General features: G+C 63.4%; 29 protein-coding genes and 1 pseudogene. 13 read left to right on the top strand and 17 right to left on the bottom strand.

What is annotated here, in order from left to right:
* The 4 genes and pseudogenes from EN990_RS28600 to ybgC form a co-directional block, all read right to left on the bottom strand.
* Positions 1-249: pseudogene (locus EN990_RS28600) on the bottom strand (hypothetical protein); the annotation flags it as partial.
* A 7-nt stretch (positions 250-256) separates the two neighbouring features.
* Positions 257-709, bottom strand: coding sequence for a protein TolR (gene tolR / locus EN990_RS28595; protein WP_023811855.1), 453 nt, complete (start codon positions 707-709; stop codon positions 257-259).
* A gap of 10 nt (positions 710-719) precedes the next feature.
* Positions 720-1,430 carry a protein TolQ gene (gene tolQ, locus EN990_RS28590; protein WP_013529145.1) on the bottom strand — a complete coding sequence of 237 codons (711 nt, stop codon included), beginning with the start codon at positions 1,428-1,430 and terminating at the stop codon, positions 720-722.
* A 399-nt stretch (positions 1,431-1,829) separates the two neighbouring features.
* Positions 1,830-2,300 carry a tol-pal system-associated acyl-CoA thioesterase gene (gene ybgC / locus EN990_RS28585; protein WP_127369597.1) on the bottom strand — a complete coding sequence of 157 codons (471 nt, stop codon included), beginning with the start codon at positions 2,298-2,300 and terminating at the stop codon, positions 1,830-1,832.
* 57 nt (positions 2,301-2,357) lie between these two features.
* Here ybgC and EN990_RS28580 point away from each other — a divergent pair, with 57 nt between their 5' ends.
* The gene (locus EN990_RS28580) at positions 2,358-3,608 is read left to right on the top strand and encodes a cellulase family glycosylhydrolase (RefSeq protein ID WP_127369596.1); all 1,251 of its coding nucleotides are present in this window, start codon (positions 2,358-2,360) and stop codon (positions 3,606-3,608) included.
* Between the two features lie 11 nt (positions 3,609-3,619).
* Here EN990_RS28580 and EN990_RS28575 read toward each other — a convergent pair whose 3' ends face one another.
* From EN990_RS28575 to EN990_RS28540, 8 genes are all read right to left on the bottom strand, one after another.
* Positions 3,620-4,516, bottom strand: coding sequence for a metallophosphoesterase (locus EN990_RS28575; RefSeq protein ID WP_127388456.1), 897 nt, complete (start codon positions 4,514-4,516; stop codon positions 3,620-3,622).
* A gap of 159 nt (positions 4,517-4,675) precedes the next feature.
* Positions 4,676-5,713 carry a Holliday junction branch migration DNA helicase RuvB gene (gene ruvB, locus EN990_RS28570; protein ID WP_063170357.1) on the bottom strand — a complete coding sequence of 346 codons (1,038 nt, stop codon included), beginning with the start codon at positions 5,711-5,713 and terminating at the stop codon, positions 4,676-4,678.
* Positions 5,714-5,756: 43 nt separating this feature from the next.
* Positions 5,757-6,377, bottom strand: coding sequence for a Holliday junction branch migration protein RuvA (gene ruvA, locus EN990_RS28565; protein WP_013529140.1), 621 nt, complete (start codon positions 6,375-6,377; stop codon positions 5,757-5,759).
* 15 nt (positions 6,378-6,392) lie between these two features.
* Positions 6,393-6,806, bottom strand: coding sequence for a type II toxin-antitoxin system VapC family toxin (locus EN990_RS28560; protein WP_013529139.1), 414 nt, complete (start codon positions 6,804-6,806; stop codon positions 6,393-6,395).
* Positions 6,807-6,808: 2 nt separating this feature from the next.
* Entirely contained in the window at positions 6,809-7,060 is a 252-nt protein-coding gene (locus EN990_RS28555; protein WP_013529138.1) for an AbrB/MazE/SpoVT family DNA-binding domain-containing protein, read from the bottom strand.
* A 61-nt stretch (positions 7,061-7,121) separates the two neighbouring features.
* Positions 7,122-7,631, bottom strand: a complete 510-nt coding sequence (ruvC, locus tag EN990_RS28550) for a crossover junction endodeoxyribonuclease RuvC (protein WP_013529137.1) — start codon at positions 7,629-7,631, stop codon at positions 7,122-7,124.
* Between the two features lie 75 nt (positions 7,632-7,706).
* Positions 7,707-8,240, bottom strand: coding sequence for a DUF1465 family protein (locus EN990_RS28545; protein ID WP_013529136.1), 534 nt, complete (start codon positions 8,238-8,240; stop codon positions 7,707-7,709).
* Positions 8,241-8,689: 449 nt separating this feature from the next.
* Positions 8,690-9,070: a hypothetical protein gene (locus EN990_RS28540; protein ID WP_013529135.1), complete on the bottom strand. Its 381-nt coding sequence runs from the start codon at positions 9,068-9,070 to the stop codon at positions 8,690-8,692.
* 332 nt (positions 9,071-9,402) lie between these two features.
* Between EN990_RS28540 and EN990_RS28535 the strand changes: the two genes are divergently transcribed.
* On the top strand, positions 9,403-9,954 hold the full coding sequence (locus EN990_RS28535) for a DUF2269 family protein (protein WP_064995913.1): 552 nt from the start codon (positions 9,403-9,405) through the stop codon (positions 9,952-9,954).
* A 34-nt stretch (positions 9,955-9,988) separates the two neighbouring features.
* Here EN990_RS28535 and EN990_RS28530 read toward each other — a convergent pair whose 3' ends face one another.
* From EN990_RS28530 to EN990_RS28520, 3 genes are all read right to left on the bottom strand, one after another.
* Positions 9,989-10,759 (bottom strand): sulfite exporter TauE/SafE family protein, encoded by a 771-nt coding sequence (locus tag EN990_RS28530; RefSeq protein WP_064995914.1) that lies wholly within the window; start codon positions 10,757-10,759, stop codon positions 9,989-9,991.
* A gap of 118 nt (positions 10,760-10,877) precedes the next feature.
* On the bottom strand, positions 10,878-11,606 hold the full coding sequence (locus EN990_RS28525; protein WP_127368438.1) for a class I SAM-dependent methyltransferase: 729 nt from the start codon (positions 11,604-11,606) through the stop codon (positions 10,878-10,880).
* A 65-nt stretch (positions 11,607-11,671) separates the two neighbouring features.
* Entirely contained in the window at positions 11,672-12,151 is a 480-nt protein-coding gene (locus EN990_RS28520; RefSeq protein ID WP_127368439.1) for an Lrp/AsnC family transcriptional regulator, read from the bottom strand.
* 135 nt (positions 12,152-12,286) lie between these two features.
* Here EN990_RS28520 and EN990_RS28515 point away from each other — a divergent pair, with 135 nt between their 5' ends.
* The 9 genes from EN990_RS28515 (at position 12,287) to EN990_RS28475 (ending at position 20,300) form a co-directional block, all read left to right on the top strand.
* Complete coding sequence (locus EN990_RS28515) at positions 12,287-13,204, top strand: DMT family transporter (RefSeq protein ID WP_027162529.1); 918 nt, start codon at positions 12,287-12,289, stop codon at positions 13,202-13,204.
* A 134-nt stretch (positions 13,205-13,338) separates the two neighbouring features.
* Positions 13,339-13,986: a thiamine phosphate synthase gene (locus tag EN990_RS28510; protein ID WP_127368440.1), complete on the top strand. Its 648-nt coding sequence runs from the start codon at positions 13,339-13,341 to the stop codon at positions 13,984-13,986.
* Between the two features lies 1 nt (position 13,987).
* Positions 13,988-15,028, top strand: coding sequence for a tetratricopeptide repeat protein (locus EN990_RS28505; protein WP_127366757.1), 1,041 nt, complete (start codon positions 13,988-13,990; stop codon positions 15,026-15,028).
* A gap of 173 nt (positions 15,029-15,201) precedes the next feature.
* Entirely contained in the window at positions 15,202-15,768 is a 567-nt protein-coding gene (efp, locus tag EN990_RS28500) for an elongation factor P (protein WP_013529127.1), read from the top strand.
* A gap of 85 nt (positions 15,769-15,853) precedes the next feature.
* Positions 15,854-16,654: an inositol monophosphatase family protein gene (locus EN990_RS28495; RefSeq protein WP_013529126.1), complete on the top strand. Its 801-nt coding sequence runs from the start codon at positions 15,854-15,856 to the stop codon at positions 16,652-16,654.
* A 122-nt stretch (positions 16,655-16,776) separates the two neighbouring features.
* Complete coding sequence (locus EN990_RS28490) at positions 16,777-17,463, top strand: hemolysin III family protein (protein WP_063170358.1); 687 nt, start codon at positions 16,777-16,779, stop codon at positions 17,461-17,463.
* A gap of 104 nt (positions 17,464-17,567) precedes the next feature.
* Positions 17,568-18,593, top strand: a complete 1,026-nt coding sequence (locus tag EN990_RS28485) for a MotA/TolQ/ExbB proton channel family protein (protein WP_013529124.1) — start codon at positions 17,568-17,570, stop codon at positions 18,591-18,593.
* A gap of 1 nt (position 18,594) precedes the next feature.
* Entirely contained in the window at positions 18,595-19,626 is a 1,032-nt protein-coding gene (locus EN990_RS28480; RefSeq protein WP_013529123.1) for a peptidoglycan -binding protein, read from the top strand.
* A 239-nt stretch (positions 19,627-19,865) separates the two neighbouring features.
* Positions 19,866-20,300, top strand: a complete 435-nt coding sequence (locus tag EN990_RS28475) for a hypothetical protein (RefSeq protein ID WP_027162534.1) — start codon at positions 19,866-19,868, stop codon at positions 20,298-20,300.
* Between the two features lie 75 nt (positions 20,301-20,375).
* Here EN990_RS28475 and EN990_RS28470 read toward each other — a convergent pair whose 3' ends face one another.
* A complete protein-coding gene (locus EN990_RS28470; RefSeq protein ID WP_063169204.1) occupies positions 20,376-20,729 on the bottom strand; it encodes a DUF1304 domain-containing protein in 354 nt (117 codons plus the stop codon).
* A 140-nt stretch (positions 20,730-20,869) separates the two neighbouring features.
* Here EN990_RS28470 and EN990_RS28465 point away from each other — a divergent pair, with 140 nt between their 5' ends.
* Positions 20,870-22,357 carry a carboxypeptidase M32 gene (locus EN990_RS28465; RefSeq protein ID WP_013529120.1) on the top strand — a complete coding sequence of 496 codons (1,488 nt, stop codon included), beginning with the start codon at positions 20,870-20,872 and terminating at the stop codon, positions 22,355-22,357.
* A 27-nt stretch (positions 22,358-22,384) separates the two neighbouring features.
* On the opposite strand, the gene EN990_RS28460 is transcribed toward EN990_RS28465, so the two are convergent.
* Positions 22,385-24,184, bottom strand: a complete 1,800-nt coding sequence (locus tag EN990_RS28460) for an ABC transporter transmembrane domain-containing protein (RefSeq protein ID WP_027162537.1) — start codon at positions 24,182-24,184, stop codon at positions 22,385-22,387.
* A gap of 206 nt (positions 24,185-24,390) precedes the next feature.
* Between EN990_RS28460 and rpmE the strand changes: the two genes are divergently transcribed.
* A complete protein-coding gene (rpmE, locus tag EN990_RS28455) occupies positions 24,391-24,612 on the top strand; it encodes a 50S ribosomal protein L31 (RefSeq protein WP_013529118.1) in 222 nt (73 codons plus the stop codon).
* The last annotated feature ends 119 nt before the right edge of the window (positions 24,613-24,731 follow it).

Here is a 24,731-nt window from a genome sequence, read left to right as displayed (position 1 = left end):
GTTCTCGCCGACCTTCTGCGCATCCGGAACGATGTCCGGGCGCTGCGTCGGCACAGGCGCCGGCTTTTCATGCATCACGGCCTTCTTGTCGCCCTGCAACGTCTGCGCAATGGCTTCCATCGGCACGATATCGACCGCGACCGACTCGACGTCGGACGACGGAAGTGCCGCCGGCGCCGTCAGCGTGAACAGGCCGAAGGTCAGCGCCGCCGTATGCAAGATGACCGATGTGGTGAGGCCGGTCTTCATCGCGCGTCTACTGGTCCTGTTCCTGCAGTGAAACCAGGCCGATGTTCTTGTAGCCAGCGGCCGAAATACGGGCCATCACCTTCATCGCCGTACCATAGTCGGTGGACTTGTCGCCGCGGATGAAGATGCGCTCCTCATAGCCGGTCTTGGAAATTGCCTGCAGCTTGGCTACCAGCTCCTCGATCGGGATTTCGGTTTCCTGCAGATAAATCTGGCCGGCGGCGTTGATCGAGACGGTGATCGGCTGCGTGTCGGCATTCATCGCCTTAGCCTGCGTATCCGGCAGGTCGATCGGCACGCCGACCGTCAGCATTGGTGCCGCGACCATGAAGATGATCAGCAGCACCAGCATCACGTCGACCATCGGCGTGACGTTGATCTCGGACATCAGTGCATGGTGACGGCCGCGCCGCCTGTGGCCGCGCCCGCCGCGTCCTCCCATGCCCATGGACATACCCATCTGCTACTCCTCAGGCCTTGGGGGCCACTTTTTCATCGATTTGGCGCGAGAGTATGGCGGAGAACTCGTCGGAGAATCCTTCCATGCGCACGGCTATCTTGCTCGCGTCGGACGACAGCTTGTTGTAGGCGATGACGGCGGGAATGGCGGCGAGCAGGCCAATGGCCGTCGCCAGCAGCGCTTCGGCGATGCCCGGCGCAACCACCGCGAGACTGGTATTCTTGGAGCCGGCGATCGCCTGGAACGACGTCATGATGCCGATGACGGTGCCGAACAGGCCGATGAAGGGTGCCGCCGAGCCCGTGGTGGCAAGGAAGCCGAGGCGCCCTTCCAGCTTTTCCATCTCGCGGGTCAGCGCCAGGTCCATCGCCTTGTCGATGCGGGTTTGCAGGCCGAGCGGCGACTTGGCGCCCTTCTCGAAACTCTTCTTCCACTCGCGCATGGCCGCCACGAAAATGGCGCCCATGCCGGTGGTCTTGCGATCGGCGAGCGTGCGGTAAAGCTCCTCCAGCGACTGCCCCGACCAGAACACCTGCTCGAACCGGTTGAGCGCCAGCCGCATGCGGGCATAGGAAACCAGCTTGTCGACGATGATCGCCCAGGTCCAGACCGAGGCGCAGAGCAGGCCGATCATGACCAGCTTGACCACCCAGCTGGCCGAAACGAACAGCGACCAAACCGACAATTGCGCGCCCGGATCGGCGAGTGCGATATTTTCCATCGTTACGTCCTTAAGATTTTCCGGGCGAAGCTGGCGGCTGGCCCCTGGCATCCCTTGTGGTCGGTTCGCACGAAGCTACCGGAACAACCCCAAACTGTGCCGTTGTCGGCCTTTTCAGGGCAAATATTGGTGAAAGGAAGGCGTTCGATAACGCCAATCTTCACCAATCTCTTCATGAACCGTTATGGTTAAGGATGGGTTAGTATATAAGGCGCGGCGCATTGCCACGCCCGCACAGTTGTAACGCCATCATCCAAGCGCGAAGTCGGGATGGGTTGAGATTCAGGTCAGGCCGAGCCGAAAGCGGTGGTTTCCGAGAACCGGAGCGGAGGGTACCTGAAGTACCCGAGCACCGGAAGCGCAGGGAATCACCGTTTGCAGGCCGGCATCACCTGAATATCATCCCACCCGTGGCATGAATGCCGCCACCCATTCCTTGGGAAAGCGCCTTGGGCGGCCATTCTCGCCGATGATCGCCGCCTCGACCTTGGCCTCGACCAGCACCTCGTCGCCGCGCTTGAGCTGTTGCGCCATGAAGATGCGCGCGCCGGAAATCTCCTCGGTGCGGGTGTCGACGGTCAGGATGTCGTCGATCCGGGCCGGGCCGCGAAAGTCGATCTCTATGCGGCGCACCACCCAGACTATTCTTTCGCCATGCTTGCCGTCGGCAAGCTCTGTGTGGTGCACGCCGGTCAGCCTGAGATAGTCGGAGCGGCCGCGTTCGAAGAATTCGAGATAGCGCGCATGATAGACGACGCCGGAGAAATCGGTGTCGGCATAATAGACTCGCGCCATCAGCCGGTGGCCGAACGCCGTCAGCGCACCGGAAAGCCCGGCCAGCAGCGTCGCCGATTCACCATGATCGCCCATTGCGCTTCCTTTTTCAGCCCCGACGAGGCACCTGTTTCCCGCGTGACACAGCATCGGATGGCACTGTTGACGGCGATGATCAAGAGTTTGACGGCGACGCTGTTCGTGTTGGTGGCTTTGGCGCTGCCTGGCCAGACCGCGAAATTCTCGATGAAGCGCGGCCTCAATCTCGACCAGTGGGTCACCTGGCCCGGCGAGGACCAGTGGGGCGACGCCAAGGCCATCCTGCCCTATCCGGAGTGGCGGAAATTCCTTGGGGAGGACGACCTCAAGGCGTTGAAGGATGCCGGCTTCGATTTCCTGCGCATGCCGGTCGATCCATCGCCCTTTCTGTCCGACCAGACCGTGGCCTTGCGTGACGATCTCTATGCCAGCGTGCTGGACTCGGTGCGCATGATCAACCGCGCCGGACTCAAGGTGATCGTCGACATGCACCTGATCCCGGCCGGCGGCAGCCGCAAGATCGGAATGGCTGAAGTGATGGGCGACCCACGGACCTTCGACGCCTATGTCGAGATGGTCCGCAAGATGGCCCGCACGCTGGCCAGCGAAGATCCCGCCCAGGTCGCCTTCGAGCCCATGAACGAACCGATCGTCGACTGCGACAGCGATGGCACCAGCCTGTGGCCGGACCGCCAGCGCAAACTGTTCGCGGCGGCGCGATCCTCGGCGACGAAACTGACCCTGGTGCTGACCGGCGCCTGCTATTCCGCCGCGAGTTCGTTGGAAAAGATCGACCCGAAGACGATTCCGGACGACAACGTCATCTGGACCTTCCATTCCTACGATCCGTTTCTGCTCACCCATCAGGGCGCAACCTGGGCCGGAGACTTCATCCCCTATGTGACTGGCCTGCCCTATCCGTTGACCGCGGTGCCCAAGGCACAGCTCGACGTGACGCTCGACACCATCCGCGCCAGGATCAAGGCCGAGGCGCCATGGACGCGGCAAAGCGGCCTGCTTGCCTATCTTGACGAACAGGTCGCCAGCATGGACAGCCCCGACAGACTGCTCGGCTTGATGGATGCGCCGTTCGAAAAGGTCGAGGCGTGGGCGAGGGCCAACGGCGTCAAGCCTGGAAATATCACGCTGGGCGAGTTCGGCATGATCCGCCAGGAATACGGCAATTCCTATGTGATGCCCGCCGGGTATCGGGCCGCCTATGTCAGGGACATGATCGCGCGTGCCGAAGCACACGGCTTCTCATGGTCGGTGTGGAGCTATGGCGGCGCCTTCGGCATCGTCGATGCCTTCAACGGCGACAAGGCCGAGCCGGACGTGATGGACGCGATCAAATCGCTTCACTGAGGCGATCTGGATTAGCCAAGGTCGATCGACAGGATTTCCGGCCGCATCCCGAAACGCACCGGCAATATGCTGAAACCGAGCCCGCCGGAGACGATCAGATTGCGATCCTTCTCGACGACGTGGCCATAGGCGTAGCGGTTGCCGAAACGCGATGGCACGACCGGCGAATAGCCGAACAGCCGAATTTGTCCGCCATGGGTGTGGCCGGACAGGGTCAGCGAGACGCGCCACGGCACTTTCGGAAAAATATCCGGCTCGTGCGCAAGCAGGATGATGGGCGAGGTGTCGCTGACCTTGGCCAGCGTGCCGTCGAGATCGTCCAGCCCCGTGAAGCCGGCGCGGTCGCTGGTCGGCAGCAGTGCCAGCTGGTCGGCAAGCCCGGCAATCCAGACACCATGCCCATCCTTTTCCAGGCGCACGACATCGTTCTCCAGCACCGGAATGCCGACTTTCTCCAGGGCCTTGCGCGCTACGGTCGGGCCGGCCCCGGCGCGCTGCGCGAAGCCATCTGCCCACCAGTCATGGTTGCCGAGAATCGAGAGCACGCCGAGCGGTGCCTTGAGGTCCGAGAGGGCGGAGGCCCATTGCGACGGCGTCACCGGGCCGGTCACCAAGGGCATGCCGGCGATATAATCGCCGAGCAGGACGATCACGTCCGGCTGCAGGGCATTCGCGTCTTCGACAAGTGAGGCGATCCGCTCCGGCGTCATCCATGGCCGGCAGGCATGGATATCGGCAAGCGCGACGATGCGCAGCTTCAGGCCATCAGGCCAATGCGGCGGCGTTAGCGCATAGCGTTTCACATGCGTCAGCAGCATCGGCTCTATGCCGGCCGCATAGGCGCTGAACGCGGCAACCGACAGAACCGACCCGCCGATGAAGCGCAGGAATCCGCGTCTGGTGATCATTGCATGGCTCCGGCAAACCATCGGAGCGAGATTGCCCCGGGATGGCACCGCCACCAGAGCCGACGAATGCGCCGGCAAACCGGCGAAGCCGAGGATATTTTGCGCAGGCCGCTCACAGATCCTTCGTCGGCCCGGAACCTGCGCCTGATCGCCCGGCCGCTATTCTTCCTGGAACAGGTTGATCTGCTGCTGCGCCAGATCCTTCGGCGCGTCGAGGCCGAGATGGCGCCAGGCATTGGCCGTCAGCATGCGGCCGCGCGGCGTGCGCTGGATGAAACCCTGCTGGATCAGATAAGGCTCGATGATGTCCTCGATGGCATCGCGCGGTTCGGACAGGCCTGCGGCGATCGTCTCGATGCCGACCGGCCCGCCGCCGAAATTGCGCGCGATCATGCTGAGGTACCGGCGGTCGAGCGAGTCGAGGCCGAGCGCATCGACTTCCAGCCGGGTCAACGCTTCGTCGGCGATCTTGCGGTCGACATGGCCATCGCCGGCCACCGAGGCGAAATCGCGCACACGGCGCAACAACCGGCCGGCGATGCGTGGCGTGCCCCGCGCGCGCCGCGCGATCTCCAGCGCGCCGTCGTTGCCGAGCGGCATTTGCAGGATACGCGCGCCACGCCGCACGATCTGCTCCAGCTCCTCGACCGTGTAGAAATTGAGCCGTACCGGAATGCCGAAACGGTCGCGCAGCGGATTGGTCAGCAGGCCAAGCCGCGTGGTGGCGGCGACGAGGGTGAAGCGGGCGAGGTCGATCTTGACCGAGCGCGCCGCCGGGCCTTCGCCGATGATCAGGTCGAGCTGAAAATCCTCCATCGCCGGATAAAGGATCTCCTCCACCGCCGGGCTCAGCCGATGGATCTCGTCGATGAACAGCACGTCGCCTTCCTCGAGATTGGTCAGCAGCGCGGCAAGATCGCCGGCCTTGGCGATGACCGGACCCGAGGTCGAGCGGAAATTGACGCCGAGCTCGCGCGCCATGATCTGCGCCAGCGTCGTCTTGCCGAGACCAGGCGGCCCGACGAACAGCACATGGTCGAGCGCCTCGCTGCGGCTCTTGGCGGCCTCGATGAACACTTTGAGATTCGCCCGCGCCGCCGCCTGGCCGACGAAATCGTCGAGCGTCTGCGGCCGCAAGGTCTGCTCGGCATCCTCGCCGCGTTTTTCCGGTGCAATCAAGCGGGGCGACAGGCTCATGCCGCCTTCCTTGCACACGGCAAGGGGCTGAACAAGCGGCGGCTCACCGCGCAAGTTCCTTCAGCCCGAAGCGAATCAGCTTCGGCGCATCGGCATCCTCGCCCGCCGTCTTCAGCGCCGCCGCCACCGCATTGGCGGCCGTGTCGCGCGAATAGCCGAGATTGACCAGCGCCGAGACCGCGTCGGTGATCGGCGCGGATGCCACGCCGTCGCCGAGCTCCTGTTTCAGGCCGATGGTGCCCGAAGCGGTTCCGGCATAGGCCGGCGCCTTGTTCTTCAGTTCGGTGACGATGCGCTCGGCCACCTTCTTGCCGACGCCGGGTGCGCGAGAAACCATGGCGATGTCGCGCAGCGCAATCGCATTGGCGAGGTCGGCCGGCGCCAGCGTCGACAGGATGGCCAGCGCCACCTTGGCGCCGACGCCGGGAACATTGTTCATCAGCAGCCGGAACCACTCGCGTTCCAGCACTGACTGGAAGCCGTAGAGCCGCAGCATGTCCTCGCGGACATAGGTCTCGATGAACAGCACCACCGCTTCGCCGGGCGAAGGCAGCGCCGCCAGCGTGCGCGCTGAACAATAGGCGACGTAGCCGACGCCATGGATATCGACGAGGCAATGATCCTCGTCGACCTCGTCCAGCGTGCCCTTGAGCTTGCCGATCATTGGACGCAATCCCCGTTAGGGATGAGTATCGGGCGTGATGAGCTCGACATCTGGAAAGTACTTTCTGAAACCTGCGGGATCGCGAGTAAGAATGGGATAGCCTCGGATGGCAGCGTGAGCCCCAATCAAGAAGTCGGGCATCACCTTCTCTCGAGGTCCGCCCAACCGCCGATAGACCGAGAACGCTCTCGACGCAGCAAAGGCCGCCTCGAACGGGAGACTTTCGCGCCGGAACTCGTCTTCAGGCAAGGCATCATCGACATCGTCTATCGCCTCATAGCGCATCGAAAACTCGGCGTAGATAATCTGATTGATGACCAGGCTGCCTTGCTCGAGGGCAGACACCATTTTGGACCACGACCACTTTGACCAGACGGGATCGCGAACGGCGATATCGACAAGCACGTTGGTGTCGACAAGCGTCGCCAAGATTAGCGATCCCGGGTCAAAGCCATGACGGCATCGGCATTCATTGTCTGATCGCCGCTGCCCTCAAGCCGATCGAGCGCAGCAAGAAAACGATCGAGTCTTTCGCGGTCGGCCAACCGCCCCTTGTCATGCTTCGGCGTGATCGTGATCTTGCCGCCCTCGATGCCGAAGATGACTTCGCTGTTGGCGCCAATCCCAAATGTCTCCCGCAGATCCCGTGGGATTGTCACTTGACCTTTGCTCGTCACACGCATGAAACACCCCTTTCTTACAAGTAAGGATTATTCCAACCCGACGAACAAGTCAAGAACATCGCTAACCAGCGAGCGCCATCCGGTAAGCCACGCTTTGCCGGTGATGCGCGTGGCAAATGGCGATGGCAAGCGCGTCGGCGGCATGTTCGGTATCGAAGACGGCTTTCGGCAACAGCACCTTCACCATCATGTGGATCTGCTTCTTGTCGCCATGCCCGACGCCGATCACCGCTTTCTTGACTGCGTTAGGCGCATATTCGGCAACGACGAGGCCGGCACGCGCCGGCACCAGCATGGCGATGCCGCGTGCCTGACCGAGCTTCAGCGTTGCCACCGCGTCCTTGTTGACGAAGGTCTGTTCGACCGCCGCTTCGTGCGGCATGGCGGCATGCAGGACTTCGGCAAGCCCGTCATGCAGCTGGCATAGCCGCGTTGCCAGCGCGGCCTTATCGTCTGATTTCACAGTGCCGGAAGCAATGAAGCGCAGCGAATTGCCGAGGCTTTCGACGATGCCCCAGCCGGTGCGCCGAAGCCCGGGATCGATACCGATGATGCGAATCGCTTCCGCCATTTGCCGAGTTTACCTCCGGCGGACAGCGATGCCAGCGAAATGTGAACAAACCGGAAACAGAAGGCGGACCGCGGTCTAACCCCGAGCGAAAGCCGTGTTGAGCAGGCTGATCTGGTCGGAAACCGGGTTGGGGCGGCGAGCCATCGGTTGCATGTCGACCATGGCGCCGGAGCCATAGATCTCGTCGTCCATGCGGCGCACCAACGCTTGCAGGCGCAGCGAGCGGGTGACGAGGTCGAGGAAATCCTCGGGCAGTTCGGCCCAACCGGCGGCTTCGTCATGGGCGGAAGCGGTGTCGAGGCGCACCTTGGACTTTTCCGATGCCACCTGGTCACGGGTCATCTCGCCGGAATTGGCGGCGCGCTGCAAAAGCAGCCAGGAGGCAACCTGCATCAGCCTGGTGGTCAGCCGCATCGATTCGGCCGCGTAGAGCGTGGCGGCCAGCCGCGACAGCTTCTTCGCCTCGGCCCGGCCCTTGCCGTCGAGATATTCGGCGGCCTGTTCGACCAGACCCATGCCTTCCTGGTAAAGCGGCTTGAAGGATTGCGAGAAAACCCGGCGTTCCGCCAGCTTGACGGTTTTCGCACTGCCCTTCGAAGGCTCGTTCATTGATACGCCCCTGCACTTGCAACCGGCCGATTCGGCTCCCTGCCGATACACCCGGAACCCTATCTGACTGAAGCTTGAAAATGCGCTTCGTCACCGGTGAAGGCAAGCACATGTTTAACAGAAGGTTAACGGCACCCCTGTCGGGCGGCCCCCCTGGGGTGCGGACAAAAAAAGAGAAATCGAGACAAAAAAAGAGCCGCGGATAAGGCGGCTCTCAGGAGTTTAACAGGGAGGCGTCAAACAAAGTGGCTCCAACCACTCGGTAAGAATCCAGATCACTGGATGAACATAGTAAACACCTGTAAAGCTTAATGAAGCCTTAACGGTGCGGATGTTTTTTGACCGAACGCCGCCATACTGTGCCGTAACAGCACAGCACCTCCTGCGTCAGGCTCGGTCAAGCGGTCTTCCAGACCGCCGGCACAGCCTCACCTTCCCTTAGGCTCGGCTCAAGCGGTCTTCCAGACCGCCGGCAAGGCGATGAAGGCGAACAGCAGCATGGCTGCGTAGAAGCCCATCGAGGAGGCCGCCACCAGCGGTTCGATCGCGGCATTGCCGGCAAGCAGGAAATAGAGGCCGATCAGCAGGCCGATGCCGCTGACCGCCGTCAGCCAGAAATGAACTGTGGCGAGCGTCTTCTGCCCGATTGCCGGAAACAAATGGTAGAAGAAGGCGAAGACCGCCGACATCAGCCATCCGGCCACCATCGTGTGGGCGTGGGTCGGCATCTGGCCGTGATCCTGGCTGATCGCCATGTACAGGCCGAGCGCCATGCCGCACAGCGAATAGATGATGGCCAGCGTGAAGAAATTCCGTGCTATCCCTTGCATAATGGTCCCCCGAATTGCCTTTTCCCGCTTGCGGGAATGGGTTGATCGTCAGGCGATTGTTGTCGCCACCGGGCTCCCGGCATTGGCGCACTGATATCGGCAGCGTATCCAGACGATGTCGCGCCAACCCCCTCCCGACGATTCGTACATTAGCAGAAAATCAGATAATGCGTTCACAATCTGCGACCTCGCGCGTTGGCCGTAAGCTGAAACAGAGCCGGATTTTTCGCGACATCGTTCCGAAACAGGCGCCACGCTAAACGCCCGCTCCTATGACGGCCGGCGCAAATCGGCGCCGCCGCAAACCTGACCGGACACTGCAGGAGCAACCCATGGACTGGTACTCGATCGTCAAATTCCTCCACGTCACTACCGCCATTCTGTGGGTCGGCGGTGGCTTCGTACTGTTCCTGCTGGGCATGCTTGCCGAGCGCGCGGGCAACATCGAGGAAAAGCTGCAGGCAATGCGCGCCAGCGGTCAGCTGGGCGGCAGGTTCTTTGCGCCGATGTCGATGCTGACGCTGATCTTCGGCCTCATCATGTGCTGGTTCTGGGTCGGCTTCTCCGATTTGTGGGTACTCATCGGCCTGGCGGGATACGCCACGACCTTTTCGATCGGCATGTTCATCTTCAAGCCGACCGGGGAGCGCATGGGCGCAATGATCGCCAAGGAGGGCGTCACGCCAGAGGTTCTTGCCATCGGCCAGCGCATGATGAGCGCGGCACGTTTCGACTATGCGGTGATGCTGGTGATCATTGCGGACATGGTGCTCAAACCGACCGTGCATGACATCGGCATCCTTGCCGGCATGGTGCTGGTCGTTATGTTCGGCGCGACACTGGCTTTTGGCGGCAACCGTCGTCTGGTGCCAAGCGCCGCCTGACCCCTAATGACGGGGCGGCTGCGCGGCGGCCTTTCTACATCAGGCCGACAATGCCATCCCACAGCAGCTTCAGCGCCACGACCGCGACGGTTGCGTAGGTGAAGGGATAGAAGGTTTCCGGCCGCATGCGGCGCACCAGCCACGCTCCGGCGATGGTCGACAGCGGCGCCAGCGGCATCAGCACCGCCGATGCCGTCAGATTGGCGGTGTCGAACTGGCCGAGCGCGAAATAGGGCACCAGCTTCAGCGCGTTGGTGGCGGCAAAGAAGATCGCTGCGGTGCCCGACAGAACTTTCGGATCGAGACGGATGGGCAAGGCATAGACCTGGAAGGGCGGACCGCCGACATGGGCAACGAAGCTGGTGAAGCCGGCGACCGTGCCCCAGATGGCGGCGGCCACGCGGTTGGGCGCGGCCGCGTGATCGGCGCCGTGGCGGAACTGCAGATAGAGCCAGCGCAGGACGAAGATGATGGCGACGGCGCCAACGATCAGCCGCACCGCCTCTTCGGTCACCAGTGCCGCCGTCAGCCAGCCAAGGCCGATGCCGATGACGGCGCCCGGCATCATGTCGACCAGCATCTTGCGGTCGTAAACGCCCCACCACGTCCACACCGAGACGATGTCCATCAGGCACAGGATCGGCAGCAGGATGGCCGCCGCCTGCACCGGCGGCATGGTCAGCGCCATCAGCGGCACGCCGACGAAACCGACGGCGCCGCCAAAGCCGCCCTTCGACAGGCCGACCAGAATGACCGCCGGAATGGCGGCCGCATAGAACCACGGATCGAGAAGCAGGCCTGACATGGGAGGGGACTGGTCCGGAGGGAAAGCGTGTCGACGCTTGAATAGCCCAGAATGTCGGGCGGAGCGACAGCAAATATGAGCGTGGCGGCCGCACATGCGGGCCGACGCAGGCCTGTGCCTACCGACGCGCCGAGACCAGCAGGAACATCGGCCGCTCGAGCTCTTCCGCCAGTTCGGGTTTGGCCGCGATCTGCTCTGATGTCGGACGGAACTCCTCGACATGCGCGATGGTGAAGCCGGCCTGCAGGAGAGCGTTGAGCGTGGTGCCGATCGTGCGGTGATGTTTCACCACGCCCTTGGCCAGCCAGTCCGTGCTGCGCGGTCCTTCCACCAGATACTGATCGACAGGCCACGTCTTGCGGCCTTCGCTATCGATCACCCAGCCGGGTTTGGTCGGCGCCATGAAGATCGGATGTTCCGTCGAAAAGACGAAATGCCCGCCAGGCGCCAGGGCCCGATACACGGTCCCGAACAGACGCGACACATCCTCGACATAGTGCAAGGCGAGCGAACTGTAGACGAGATCGAAGCTGGCTTCCGGCAGGCTGAGCCGATCGAGATCGGCCGTCTCATAGCTTATCCCTGCATCCGGGCCGGCGGCCCTTGCTCGGGCAAGCATCTTCTCCGACAGGTCCAGGCCAAGCACCTGCGCCGCCCCATGCTCGCGTGCCCAGCGGCAGAACCAGCCGAAGCCGCAGCCGAGATCGACGACCCTCAAGCCGCCGACATCGGGCAGCATCGCGCGCGTTGCCGGCCACTCGGCGGCACCCTCCAGCCCTTCGACCGAACGGCCGAGTTGGCTGTAGCCTGCGAAGAAATCCTCACGGTCGTATATGTTCTGCGCCATGACAGTCTCGGTCTCATTTGGTCGGCACACTAACCAAGCGGCCATCGGCTTTCCACCCGGCTCGATCAGGAGGCATGCAAGACCTTTGCCCTATCCCGAGAAGCAGCCGCGTCGAGCGGTGGCGGCCGCCGCCGGATCGGCTGCGCCTTGATGATGGCGGTGCTTGTCTCCGCCTTGTCGGCGATACGGTCGAGAATCCCGTCGAGATCGCCGATCGAGCGTACGAACAGCCGGGCGACGAAGCAGTCATCGCCCGTTACCTTGTCGCATTCGCCGAATTCGGGGATGTCCTCGATCAGCTTCTGAACGATGTGCAGCTTGCCCGGCAGAGGCCGGATGCGCACGATCGCCTGCAAGGTATAGCCGAGCGCCAGCGGATCGATCTCGACGGTGAACGCCCGGATGACGCCGCGCTCCTCGAGTCGTCGCAGCCGCTCCGAAACGCTTGGCGACGACAGCCCGACCTGGGCGGCCAGATCCTTCAGCGAGGTCCGCGCATCCTTGACCAGGATTTCAAGGAGATTTCGATCGAGATCGTCCAGCATCTTTTTCCTTTTCCCGACAGCTTGGAGCTTTCTCCTAATATAATTAGGCCAATAGGCCATACGCCCTTTCCAATCTGATGGAAAGCTTCGCGACCGCATGAGATTATGGCGGCTCAACCGATACGGAGGTTTGTTGTGAACGAGACAGTACGCGGCACGGTCGAAATGTCCGCCGCAATGGCCATCCTGGGAACGATCGGATGGTTCGTCGTCCTGTCCGGCCAGCCGATCATGGATGTGGTGTTTTGGCGTTGCGCTTTCGGCGCGCTGACGCTGCTCATCATCTGCGCCGGGCTGGGGTTGCTGCGCAACAGGCTGTCGCTGCGCATCATCGGCATCGCCGCGCTCGGCGGCGTCGCCATCGTCGTCAACTGGCTTTTGCTGTTCAGCGCTTTCTCGCGCGCGTCGATCTCGATCGCCACCGCCGTCTACAACACGCAGCCCTTCATGCTGGTCGGCTTCGGCGCGCTCTTCTTCGCCGAGCGGCTGAGCCTGACCAAGCTGACCTGGCTGACCATCGCCTTCGCCGGCATGGTGCTGATCGTGCAGTCGGCTCCCGATGCCGGCCCCAATGCCGGCATGGCCGGCACGGATTATTTCACCGGCATCGTCATGGCATTGGGCGCGGCCTTCTTCTGGGCCGTCGCCGCCATCGTCACCAAGAAGCTCAAGGGCACGCCACCGCATCTGATTGCGCTGATCCAGGTCTGCGTCGGCGTCGTCATGCTGGCGCCGTTCGCCAATCTATCCCGGCTTCCAGCCGATGCCTGGAGCTGGACCATGCTGGCGACGCTCGGCATCGTCCACACCGGCCTGATGTACATACTGATGTACGGCGCCATCCAGAAGCTGCCGACGCATCTGCAGGGATCGCTGTCGTTCATCTATCCCGTCGTCGCCATCCTGGTCGACGTCGTCGCCTTCGGCCATCGGCTGCATCTGAGCCAGGTCGTCGGCGCTACCGCCATCCTGATCGCCGCCGCCGGCATGAATCTCGGCTGGACGCTGTGGAAGGGCAAACCGCCCGTCGCGAGCCCGCACCCGATCAAGTGAAGCGGCCCGCCGGCTGCCCGGCGGATCAAACATCGCGATCCCGGCTGCCCGCCTGTTCAAGGCGGGCACTTTGCTCTATGCCGCAATCCAACCATCTTCGCCCGGCATAGGCGAAACGCGGGACCCGAAGAACCATGAATGAAGCAACGCCCCCCAATCGCTGTCGCATCGTGCTGATCGTGCCGCCCGGCGTGCCGGCGGCCCGTATTGTCACGGCATTCGATGGTGGCGATGTCGCTTCGCTGATCCTGCCCGAGAACGGCATGGATGAAGCCTCGTTCCAGGCTTTCGCCGAACGGATCGTGCCGGCAGCGCAAGCCGCCGGCGTTGCTGTCATCATCGCCGGCGACACCCGCATAGCCGGCCGCGTCCAGGCCGACGGCATCCATGTCGAAGTCTCCAAGGCCGAACTCGCCGAGACGATCGAGCATTTCCAGGCAAAGATGATGGTCGGCACCGGAGGCGCCAAGACGCGTGACGACGCGCTCGAGCTTGGCGAGACGCGGCCAGACTACATTTTCTTTGGCCGCTTCGGCTACGACAACAAGCCCGAACCGCACCCGCGCAACCTGTCGCTCGGCGCATGGTGGGCGGACATGATCCAGATCCCTTGCATCGTCATGGCCGGATCCGACATCGCCTCGGTCGAAGCCGTGGGCGCCACCGGCGCTGAATTCGTGGCGCTGTCGAGCGCCGTGTTCGCCGACGGCACCGACCCCAGGACAGCGGTCGCCACCGCCAACGCGCTGCTCGACGAGACTGCGCCGCGTTTCGAGGACTGAAATGTCATCGGCGACGCTTCCCCTCCAGGCTCTGCTTGCGGTGCTGATGGTCCAGGCGGCGGCCGCGGAGACCATCCCCTTGCCGCAGCCCAAGCCGGAAATCGGCGTCCACACCGATAAGCCGATCGACAAGCCGTTGCCGCAGCCCGCCACCACGGCCGAGCCTGCGCCGCTGCCGTCGGCCGACGCCGTCAATCCCGACCGCTTCGGCGCAAAACCCGCCGACGCGGCCTATGGCGCCTTCCAGCGCGGCCTCTACAAGACAGCTTACAATCTGGCATTGGTCCGGGCGCAAAACGGCGACCCGGCGGCGCAGACCCTGGTGGCCGAGATCCTGTCGCGAGGTCTCGGTGTACCGGTCAATTCGGCGCAGGCGGCGAAATGGTACGCCTTGGCCGCCGAACAGGGTGTGCCGGAATCGCAGTTCCAGTATGCGCTGATGCTGCTCGACGGCCGCTATGTCAAAAAGGATGGAAAAGAGGCCTACGCCCTGATGCAGGCCGCAGCCGAAGCCGGCAACCGGCTGGCGCAATTCAATTTCGCGCAGATGCTGGTCCAGCAGGACCCCGGCGACGCCGGTATGGCCAAGGCGGTCTCCTACTATGAACGCGCCGCTGCGACCGGCCTCGCGGACGCGCAATATGCAATGTCGCAGATCTACGCCAACGGTGTCGGCGGCAAGCCACGCGACGATGCCCAGGCAAGGCGCCTGCTGACGCAGGCCGCAAGGCAGAACTACGACACCGCGCAAATCGATCTCGCCGCCTGGATGATCGAAGGCCGCGGCGGCGCGCGCGACCTGAAATCCGCCTTCGGCTGGATGAAGCAGGCGGCGGAGGGCGGCAATGTTGCCGCCCAGAACCGCCTGGCCAAGCTCTATATGCAAGGCATCGGCACCGATCCGGACCTGGTCCTTGCCGGTGCCTGGTACATCATTGCCCGCCGCGCCGGCCTCATCGATCCGCAGATGGACGACTTCCTGCAGGGGCTGGACGACGACCAAACCAAGCAGGCGCTGCAGAAGGCCAACCGACTGCCTTGACGGCGGTTCTCACGGTCATTGCAAGTGCAACCCCGGCTCCCTTGCCTGGTCGCAACCTGCCCGCTCCCTTGCCTCTTCTGGCGATTTGTGGTCTTGGGAGCCCGAAATCGCTTTCCCAGCGAACATCCCATACCGACGGCGTGGCCGTAGGCATCATTCCGGATCATCTCATCATGGCCAAGATCAATGGCAACGAAATCCGTCCCGGCTATGTCATCGAGCATGATGGCGGCCTTTGGGTGGCGGTCAGGACCAACACCGTCAAGCCTGGCAAGGGCGGCGCCTACAATCAGGTCGAACTGAAGAACCTCATCAACGGCACCAAGCTCAACGAGCGCTTCCGCTCGGCCGAGACGGTCGAACAGATCCGGCTCGACCTGAAGGATTTTTCCTTCCTCTACGCGCAGGAAGACGCCCTGGTGTTCATGGACACCCAGAGCTACGAGCAGCTCGAATTGAACAAGGACTTCGTCGGCGATCGCGCCGCCTTCCTGCAGGACGGCATGATGGTAACGGTCCAGCTCTACGAAGAGCGACCGATCGGCATTTCGCTGCCCGACTATGTGACGCTGACCATCACCGAGGCCGACCCGGTGGTGAAGGGCCAGACGGCGGCATCGTCCTACAAGCCGGCGATCCTGGAGAACGGCATCCGCGTCCTGGTGCCGCCCTTCATCGGCGCCGGCGAACGCATCATCGTCGACACCAACGAAATCACTTACGTGCGCCGCGCCGACTGACGCATGTCGCCCAAAAGTGGCCCGGTTCCGGGTCACCGACATGCATCGAGGCAGAATTTAAAGCGCAGCACCGGGAAAAAGCACTATGGCACGCTCAGCCCTTCTCAACGTCATGGTCCAGGCCGCAATGAAGGCCGGCCGCTCGCTGTCGCGCGACTTCGGCGAAGTGCAGAACCTGCAAGTCTCGATGAAGGGCCCCGGCGACTATGTCAGCCAGGCCGACCGCAAGGCCGAGGACATCGTTTTCGCCGAACTGTCCAAGGCACGGCCCGGCTATTCCTTCCTGATGGAGGAGCGCGGCGTGGTCGAAGGCGACGACGGCCAGCATCGCTGGATCGTCGACCCGCTCGACGGCACCACCAATTTCCTGCACGGCATTCCGCTCTTTGCCGTTTCGATCGCGCTGGAGCGCCAGGGCCAGATCGTCGCCGGCGTCATCTACAATCCGGCGATGGACGAACTCTACACCTGCGAACGCGGCGGCGGCGCCTTCATGAACGACCGCCGCTTGCGCGTCGCCGGCCGCATCAAGCTGGTCGACACGGTCATCGGCTGCGGCATGCCGCATCTCGGCCGCGGCCACCACGGCAATTTCCTCGTCGAGCTGCGCAACGTCATGGCCGAGGTTTCCGGCGTCCGCCGCCTCGGCTCCGCCTCGCTCGATCTCGCCTATGTCGCTGCCGGCCGCATGGATGGCTTCTGGGAAACCGGCCTGTCTGCCTGGGATATCGCCGCCGGGCTGCTTTTGATCCGCGAGGCGGGCGGCTTCGTCTCCGACATGGATGGCGGCCAGGACATGCTCGACAACGGTTCGGTCGTCGCCGGCAACGAGATCATCCAGCGCGCTTTGCTCAAGGTCGTGAAGAAGCCGCTCTCCTCTCGTTGACAGGCAAGCCGCGCCGACAAACCGCCGCGCTGATGCGCCGCAGTCGCAAAACCGCAACGGAAGCTTGAAATACTGCCCGGCGAGCGCCCAGATTGGAGGGCGCGGCGCAGGAACCCGGCTTAGTGAGAGACAACGAACCCTACCCCGATATCCCGTTCATCGGACGCTGGCACTATTCGCGTGCCGAGATGATCGCTGACGGTATCGTCCACGCGGTCGGCATCGTGCTGGCGATATCGGCCGGTTCCGCGCTGCTGGCGCTGGCGGCGTTTCGTGTCGGACCCGGCGAATACATCGCCGCCGCCTTCTACGTGGTTTCGCTGCTCACCGTGCTCTCGGTGTCGATGACCTACAATCTGTGGCCGGTCTCGTCGCCGGCAAAATGGGTGTTGCGGCGTTTCGACCACGCCGCGATCTATCTGCTGATCGCCGCGACCTATACGCCTTTCCTGGCGCAGCTCGAAGGCTCGCCGCTGGCGCGCTGGATGATCGTGCTGGTCTGGACCGCGGCAGCGCTGGGCATTGCCGTCAAGGTGTTCTTTCCCGGCCGTTTCGACCGGCTGGCGATCGGCTTCTATCTCGCCATTGGCTGGAGCGGCATCATCCTGGTCAAGCCGCTTGTCCAGACGCTACCGACGACATCGATAGCGCTGATCGTTGCCGGCGGCATCGTCTACTCCTGCGGCGTCATCTTCTTCGCCTGGAAGGGGCTGCGCTTCCACAATGCGCTGTGGCACGGTTTCGTCGTCACCGGCGCCAGCCTGCATCTGGCCGCCATGGTCGACTGTCTGGTCATCAATCGCCTCTGACACTATCGACGCGGCAATATTGCCAAGCGCCATTCAATTTGGTCACAATTCCGTTTAGAGTCGCGGTTTACGTGATCGGCGGCGGCATCGGAAACGGGGCACGGATGGCTTTTCTCAGATCCTTCGGCATGGGCAGACGTTCTGATGTCCTGATCTACGACCCGCATAAATTATCGAGCCCGCAGGTCTTTCTGCTGACCATGGTGATCTTCCTGGTCATCGTCGCCTTCATCGCCGCCATCCTCACCCGACAGATCTCAACCGCCTTTGGCAGCAATCCCGGCCTCAATGGCCTGATCGTCGGCGTGCTGGTGGTCGGCATCCTTTTGGCCTTCGCCCAGGTTGGGCGACTGTTTCGCGAAGTGCGCTGGGTCAACTCCTTCCGTGCCGGCTCGGAGACGACCGAACCGGTGCTGCTGGCGCCGATGAAGGCGATGATCGGCCGTTCCTCGGCGATGGCCTTCTCGACCAGTTCGATGCGCACCATGCTCGATTCCATCGCCACGCGCCTCGACGAAAGCCGCGACACCTCGCGCTATCTCGTCGGCCTGCTGGTGTTCCTCGGCCTGCTCGGCACCTTCTGGGGACTGTTGAACACCATCGGCTCGATCCGCGAAACCATCGAATCGCTCGATCCCGGCACCGGTGACGCCGCCGCGGTGCTCGATTCCCTGAAGCAGGGGCTTTCGGCGCCGCTGGCCGGCATGGGCACCGCCTTCTCGTCCTCGCTGTTCGGCCTCTCCGGCTCGCTGGTGCTCGGCTTCCTCGACCTGCAGGCCGGCCGCGCCCAGACGCGCTTCTACACCGAACTGGAAAACTGGCTTTCCTCGGTCACCGACCTGTCGTCGGACATCGTCGTCGCCGACCCGGCCAAAACCGAATCCTCCGACGAGATCCGGGTGCTGTCGGAACGGCTGCGCTCGATGCAGGAGAATGGCGGCGGCTCCAACCCGCGCGTCGCCACCGCCATGGCCAATCTCGCCGACGGCATTTCCGGCCTGGTCAAGAATATGCGCTCGGAACAGCAGATCATGCGCGACTGGGTCGAGGCCCAGTCCGACGAGCAGAAGGCGATGCGCAACACGCTGGAAAAGATCGCCGATGCCCTGAAGAAGCCCGGAGTGCACTGAAGTGGCGCTCGCCAGGGGCCGGCGCACCGATCGCCGCATCGACTACTGGCCGGGCTTCGTCGACGCGCTGTCGACGCTGCTTTTGGCGATCATGTTTCTGCTCACGGTCTTCGTGCTGGCGCAGTTCCTGCTGGGACGCGAAATCTCCGGCAAGGATACGGCGCTCTCGCGCCTCAACTCGCAGATCAACGAACTGACCCAACTGCTGGCGCTGGAGCGCTCGACGGCGCAGGACAAGGATGATTCCCTGGCCAATCTGCAGGCGTCGCTGTCGGCCGCGCAAGCGGAAAAGAGCCGGCTCGAGCGATTGCTGGCGCAAGGTGCCGGTGCCGGCGACGCCGCCAATCAGCGTGCAGCGGCGCTCGGCGGCGAACTCGACAGCCAGCGCCAGATCAGCCAGCAGGCGCTGAGCCAGGTCGAGATACTCAACCAGCAGATCGCGGCGCTGCGCAAGCAGATCGGCGCGCTCGAGGATGCGCTCAACGTCTCCGAAATCCGCGACCGCGATTCCAACACCAAGATCGCCGATCTCGGCCGCCGCCTCAACGTCGCGCTGGCGCAGCGCGTGCAGGAGTTGAACCGCTACCGCTCCGACTTCTTCGGCCGTTTGCGCGAAATCCTCGCCGACCGCGAGAACATCCGCATCGTCGGCGACCGCTTCGTCTTCCAGTCGGAAGTGCTGTTCCCAACGGGCTCCGAGGTGATCAACGATGCCGGCAAGGTCGAGATGAAGAAACTCGCCGACGCCATCATCGAGTTGCAGAAGGAAATCCCGCCCGAGATCAACTGGGTGCTGCGCGTCGACGGCCATACCGACAACAAGCCGCTCTCCGGCACCGGCCGCTACCGCGACAATTGGGAACTGTCGACGGCGCGTTCGACCTCGGTGGTGAAATTTCTGATCGAGAACGGCGTGCCGGCCAACCGCCTGGTCGCGGCAGGCTTCGGTGAGTTCCAGCCGCTCGATCCCGCCGACACCGAAGAGGCGCGCAACAAGAACCGCCGTATTGAACTGAAGCTCACCGAACGTTGATCGAAAATCACGCGAACTTGTTCGCCGGTTCAACCCTAGGGCGCAGATGGAGGCGGGCAAGGCCTGAAAAGATTATCTTTTTTTAATTACACATTGTCGCAGGGCGGTCCTAGCCTGCCGCCCGGGCCGAGAACCGCCGGCGATGAATCCCCCCTCATCGCGACGCGACGGAACCGGACGGCCCAAGGCTGGAAGGCAGGCGGACAACCGCCGCCTCCCTCTACAAGAGGAGACGCGTGATGCGCTCTTTCACTCCCAAGACCTCGCTTAGAACTGCAACACTCACGGCGCTCCTCATCGCCGTTCCGCTTGCCGGCGCCTATGCCGCGGGCCATCACAAGGGCGCTCTCGACGCGACCGATCCAACCGATATGACTGGCCCGCGTGTCGAGGCGCTTATCCAACAGGTGCAGGGCGTCCGGCAGGGCATCGTGGACGCAAGACAGGCCAACAACATCACCCCGGCTGTGGCGGAACGCCTGGAAATGCGCACGGCCCACATCAGTCAGGCGGCAGAGAAAGTCGCCGCCTCCGATCACGGCAGGATACCGGCCGCGCAATACCATGATCTGCTGCGCCGTCTCGACAATGTCGACCAGCGGCTGATGATCGACACCGGCAGCGGCTTCATGATCGGCGACGGCGCCGACGGCGGCAATTACCCGAACGGCTGAGGCCATAGCGCCCGAAACGGTCCAAGAGGAAGGAACCGCCTGGCGCCTTCGAGAGCGATCCCGCGGGCGTCCTTTTTACCAGCCGAGCAATACCGCGATCAGGGCGATCACCGCCGGCACGGTCTGGATGAACAGGATCTTGCGCCCGACCGTTGCCGCGCCATAGAGGCCGGCAATGGCCACGCAAGCCAGAAAGAAGACCTTGACCTGGAACCCGGCCGCACCAAGGTATAGCCCCCAGATCAACCCGGCGGCGAGGAACCCGTTATAAAGTCCCTGATTGGCCGCGAGCACTTTCGAGGCACTGGCGAATTCCGGGGTCAGGTTGAAAGCCTTGTGCCCGCGCGGCGTGTCCCACAGCACCATCTCCAGATAGACGATGTAGGCATGGATCAAGGCCACCAGCCCGACCAGGATGTTGCCGATCATTTTTTCCCCCTTGATGTGTTGCCGGCAGCATTTCATGCGCGGCCTCGCCTGCGCAAGGTGCATTTGCCGGACGGCATCCGAGGGTTGCCAACGCTTTTGCGTTGGTGTCTTTTCGCGCCGTCCCAATCACGGAAGTCGCCATGTCCTTTCAGAAACTCGACGACCTCGGTCACAAGCTCGAAGCGCTCGAGCATGCGCTGGCCATCCTCGGTGCCGATGAGGCCACGCACATGGCCGTCGGCGGCGGCGAGAAGCGTGCCGAGGCGATGTCGGCACTGGCCGGCATGTATCACACCAGGGCAACGGCGCCCGAGATAGCAGACTGGATCGCCGCGGCCGAACAGGAAGCGCTGGGGGAGGAGCAGCGCGCCGCCGTCTCGGAACTGCGGCGGCAATACACCAACCTGACCTGCCTGCCGGTCGAATTCGTCGAACGCCAGACGACCGCGCGCATGCGTTGCGAGCAGCTGTGGCGCGGCCTGCGCGCCAAGAACGACTGGGCAGGCTTCCAGCCGGCGCTGGAAGGCGTCGTGGCGCTGGTGCGCGAGGAGGCGGCGCTGCGTGCCGATGTGCTCGGCCTGGCCCCCTATGACGCGCTGATGGAGCAGTACGACCCCGGCAACCGCACCGCCGACATCACGCCTGTGTTCAGCGACCTGAAGGCTTTTCTGAAAAGTTTCGTGCCGGAGGCGCTGGCGATCCAGGACGCACGGCAGCGCAAGCGCCCGCTGAAGCCGCTTTCGGGCACCTATGCGATCGATCGGCAGCGCGAGCTCGGCCTTGCCATGATGACGGCAGTCGGCTTCGACCTGACGCATGGGTCGCTGTCGGTGTCGCACCACCCTTTCTGCGGCGGCGTGCCGAGCGACGTGCGTATCACCACCCGCTACAAGACGTCCGACTTCCTGTCGGCGCTGATGGGCGTGCTGCACGAGACCGGCCATGCGCTCTACGAACAGAACCTGCCCAAGGCATGGTCGCACTGGCCGCTCGGCAAAGCGCGCGGCATGGCCGTGCATGAAAGCCAGAGCCTGTTCGTCGAGAAGCAGCTAGGCCGCAACCCGGCCTTCTGGCGCTGGGCGCTGCCAGTGGTTGAAAAGCATCTCGGCGAAGCCTGGTCGCTCGACGACATCCTGCCGCACGTGCATCGCGTCGGACGCGGCCTGATCCGGGTCGATGCCGACGAGGTGACCTATCCCCTGCATGTCATCCTGCGCTACGAACTGGAACAGGAACTCGTCTCGGGCCGGCTGGAGGTGGCCGATCTGCCCGAAGCCTGGGACGCCAAGATGCGCGACTACCTCGGCCTTTCCACCATCGACAACCCAGCCGACGGGCCAATGCAGGACGTGCATTGGCCCGGGGCAGCTTTCGGCTACTTCCCCTCCTACACGCTGGGCGCGATGATGGCAGCACAGCAATGGGCGGCGCTGACGCGGGAGCATCCTGCCGCCGACGAGGATCTCGCCAAAGGCAATTTCGAGGCGATCAACGACTGGCGCCGCCAAAAAATCTGGTCACAGGGGTCACGCTGGTCGACGCCGGACCTGCTCGAACGCGCCACAGGCGAAAAGCTCAACGCCACCTATTTCGTGAACCATCTGAAACAGCGCTATGGAGCCGCATAGCGGCTGTCGCCACAGCGCCAGATCTGCCTATTCCGCCGCGCCCCTGAAAGCACTGGCGCCGGTTTCGAACTGCAGCTTGGCCAGCCGTGCATAGATGCCGCCCTTGGCGACAAGGCTTTGATGCGTGCCTTCCTCGACGATCGAGCCCCCATCCATGACCAGGATCCTGTCGGCCTTCAGCACCGTTGCCAGGCGGTGGGCGATGACGATCGTGGTGCGGCCCTGCATCAGCCGTTCCAATGCCGTCTGCACCAGCGTTTCGCTTTCGGCGTCGAGTGCCGAGGTGGCCTCGTCGAGCAACAGGATCGGCGCGTCGCGCAAGATGGCACGGGCGATCGCAACCCGCTGGCGCTGACCGCCTGACAGCGTCACGCCGCGCTCGCCGACTTGGCTGTCATAGCCTTTTTCCAGCTTGAGGATGAATTCATCGGCAAGTGCATCCTTCGCCGCCGTCTCGATTTCGGTCTTGCTGGCTCCCGGCCGGCCGAAACCGATATTGTCACGCGCGCTTGCCGCGAAAATGGTGACGTCCTGCGGCACGATGGCGATGCGCTGGCGGACCGAAACGGGATCGGCCTCGCGCACATCGACGCCGTCGATCAGGATCTTGCCTGTTTCGGGATCGTAAAAACGCAGGATCAGCGAAAACACCGTGCTCTTGCCGGCCCCTGACGGCCCGACGATCGCCACCGTCTCGCCCGGCATGACCTGAAAGCTTAAGCCGTGCACGGCGGCGCGGTCGGGCCTTGCCGGGTAGGAGAAGGAGATATTGTCGAAGACGATCGCGCCCTTGGCGACGGCCGGCAGCGGCTTCGGATCGGCGGGAGCCTGGATCGCCGGCTTCTCGGCCAGGATCTCGGTCAGCCGTTCGGCAGCACCCGCCGCTTGCGCAAGTTCGCCCCACACTTCCGACAGCGCGCCCAGCGCGCCGGCGGCGAACACCGAATAGAGCAGGAACTGGCCGAGCGTGCCTGGCGATATCGAGCCTTCGAGCACGTCGCGCGAGCCGAACCACAGCACCGCCACGACGGACGAGAAGATGGTGAAAATGGCGAAGAAGGTTAAGAAGGAGCGCGCGAAGATCGAGGAGCGTGCCGCCTCGAAAGCAGCTTCCACCGCAGCCGAGAAATGCCCGGTGACCAGCTTCTCATTGGTGAAGGCCTGCAGCGTGCGCACCGCGCCGATCTGCTCGCTGGCATAGGCGGTGGCATCGGCCAGCGTATCCTGCGCCTGACGTGATTTGCGCCGCACCGAACGGCCGAAGGCGACCAGCGGCAGCACGATCACGGGTATTGCCGCGATGACCAGGCCGGACAGTTTCGGGCTGGTGATGACCATCATCCCCACCGCGCCAAGGCCGAGGATGACATTGCGCAGCGCCACCGAGGCCGTCGCTCCGACCGCCGACTTGACCTGCGTCGTGTCGGCGGCAAGCCGCGACACGATCTCGCCCGACTGGGCGGTGTCGAAGAAGGCAGGCGACAGCGTCGTCACATGGGCAAACACATCGCGCCTGATATCGGCGACGACGCGCTCGCCCAGCGTGATGACGAAATAGTAGCGGCCGGCCGATGCTGCCGCCAGCAGGGCGGCCATAGCCACCAGCGCTGCGAAATATTCGGCAATGAAGGTCGTGCTGGACGACGAGAAGCCATGATCGATCATGCGTCGCACCGCCAGCGGCAGCGCCAGCGTGGTTGCCGCCGCGATGACCAGCGAGATAATGGCGCCGACGACCAGCGTGCGGTAGTGCGTGATGTAGGGGAACAGGCGCCTGAGCGGCTTGAGCGAACGCCGGCGCTCGTCTGCGCTGGTGATTTGCGCCATCCCGATGTTTCCTCCAGCCGTCCTTGGGGTCTGCGCCTCAATATGCGCTTGCCGCGGCCTTGTGATTCAATTCCGGCTGATGTATAGGCTCGCCGACCGTTTTAGAAGCCGTGGCTCCTCAATAGCTGCGGCTTCGAGTTTTAAAAAGGGGCGCATCGACGCAGGCTTATGCCCGTCGGCAGCGCCGGCAAGCCAGGAACCGAACCATGAAGACCGACATCCATCCCGATTACCACACCATCAAGGTCGTCATGACCGACGGCACCGAATACACGACCCGTTCGACCTGGGGCAAGGAAGGCGATACGATGAACCTCGATATCGACCCGACCACCCACCCGGCTTGGACCGGCGGCCAGCAGACCCTGCTCGACCGCGGCGGCCGCCTGTCGAAGTTCAAGAAGCGTTTCGAAGGTTTCGGCATCTAATTGCATGTCGCCCAAAAGTGCCAAGCGGTTTTGGGATAACGACTTGCGTTAAGTAAGAACTTAAGCCAAACGAGCTTTCACAGATCAAAAACCCGCCCTTGTGGCGGGGTTTTTTTTGC

The sequence above is a fragment of the Mesorhizobium sp. M7A.F.Ca.US.005.03.1.1 genome (genome assembly GCF_003997975.1).
Classification (GTDB): domain Bacteria; phylum Pseudomonadota; class Alphaproteobacteria; order Rhizobiales; family Rhizobiaceae; genus Mesorhizobium; species Mesorhizobium ciceri.
Note: the sequence above shows the minus strand (reverse complement) of the source record. Positions and strands in the feature narration are given on the sequence as shown.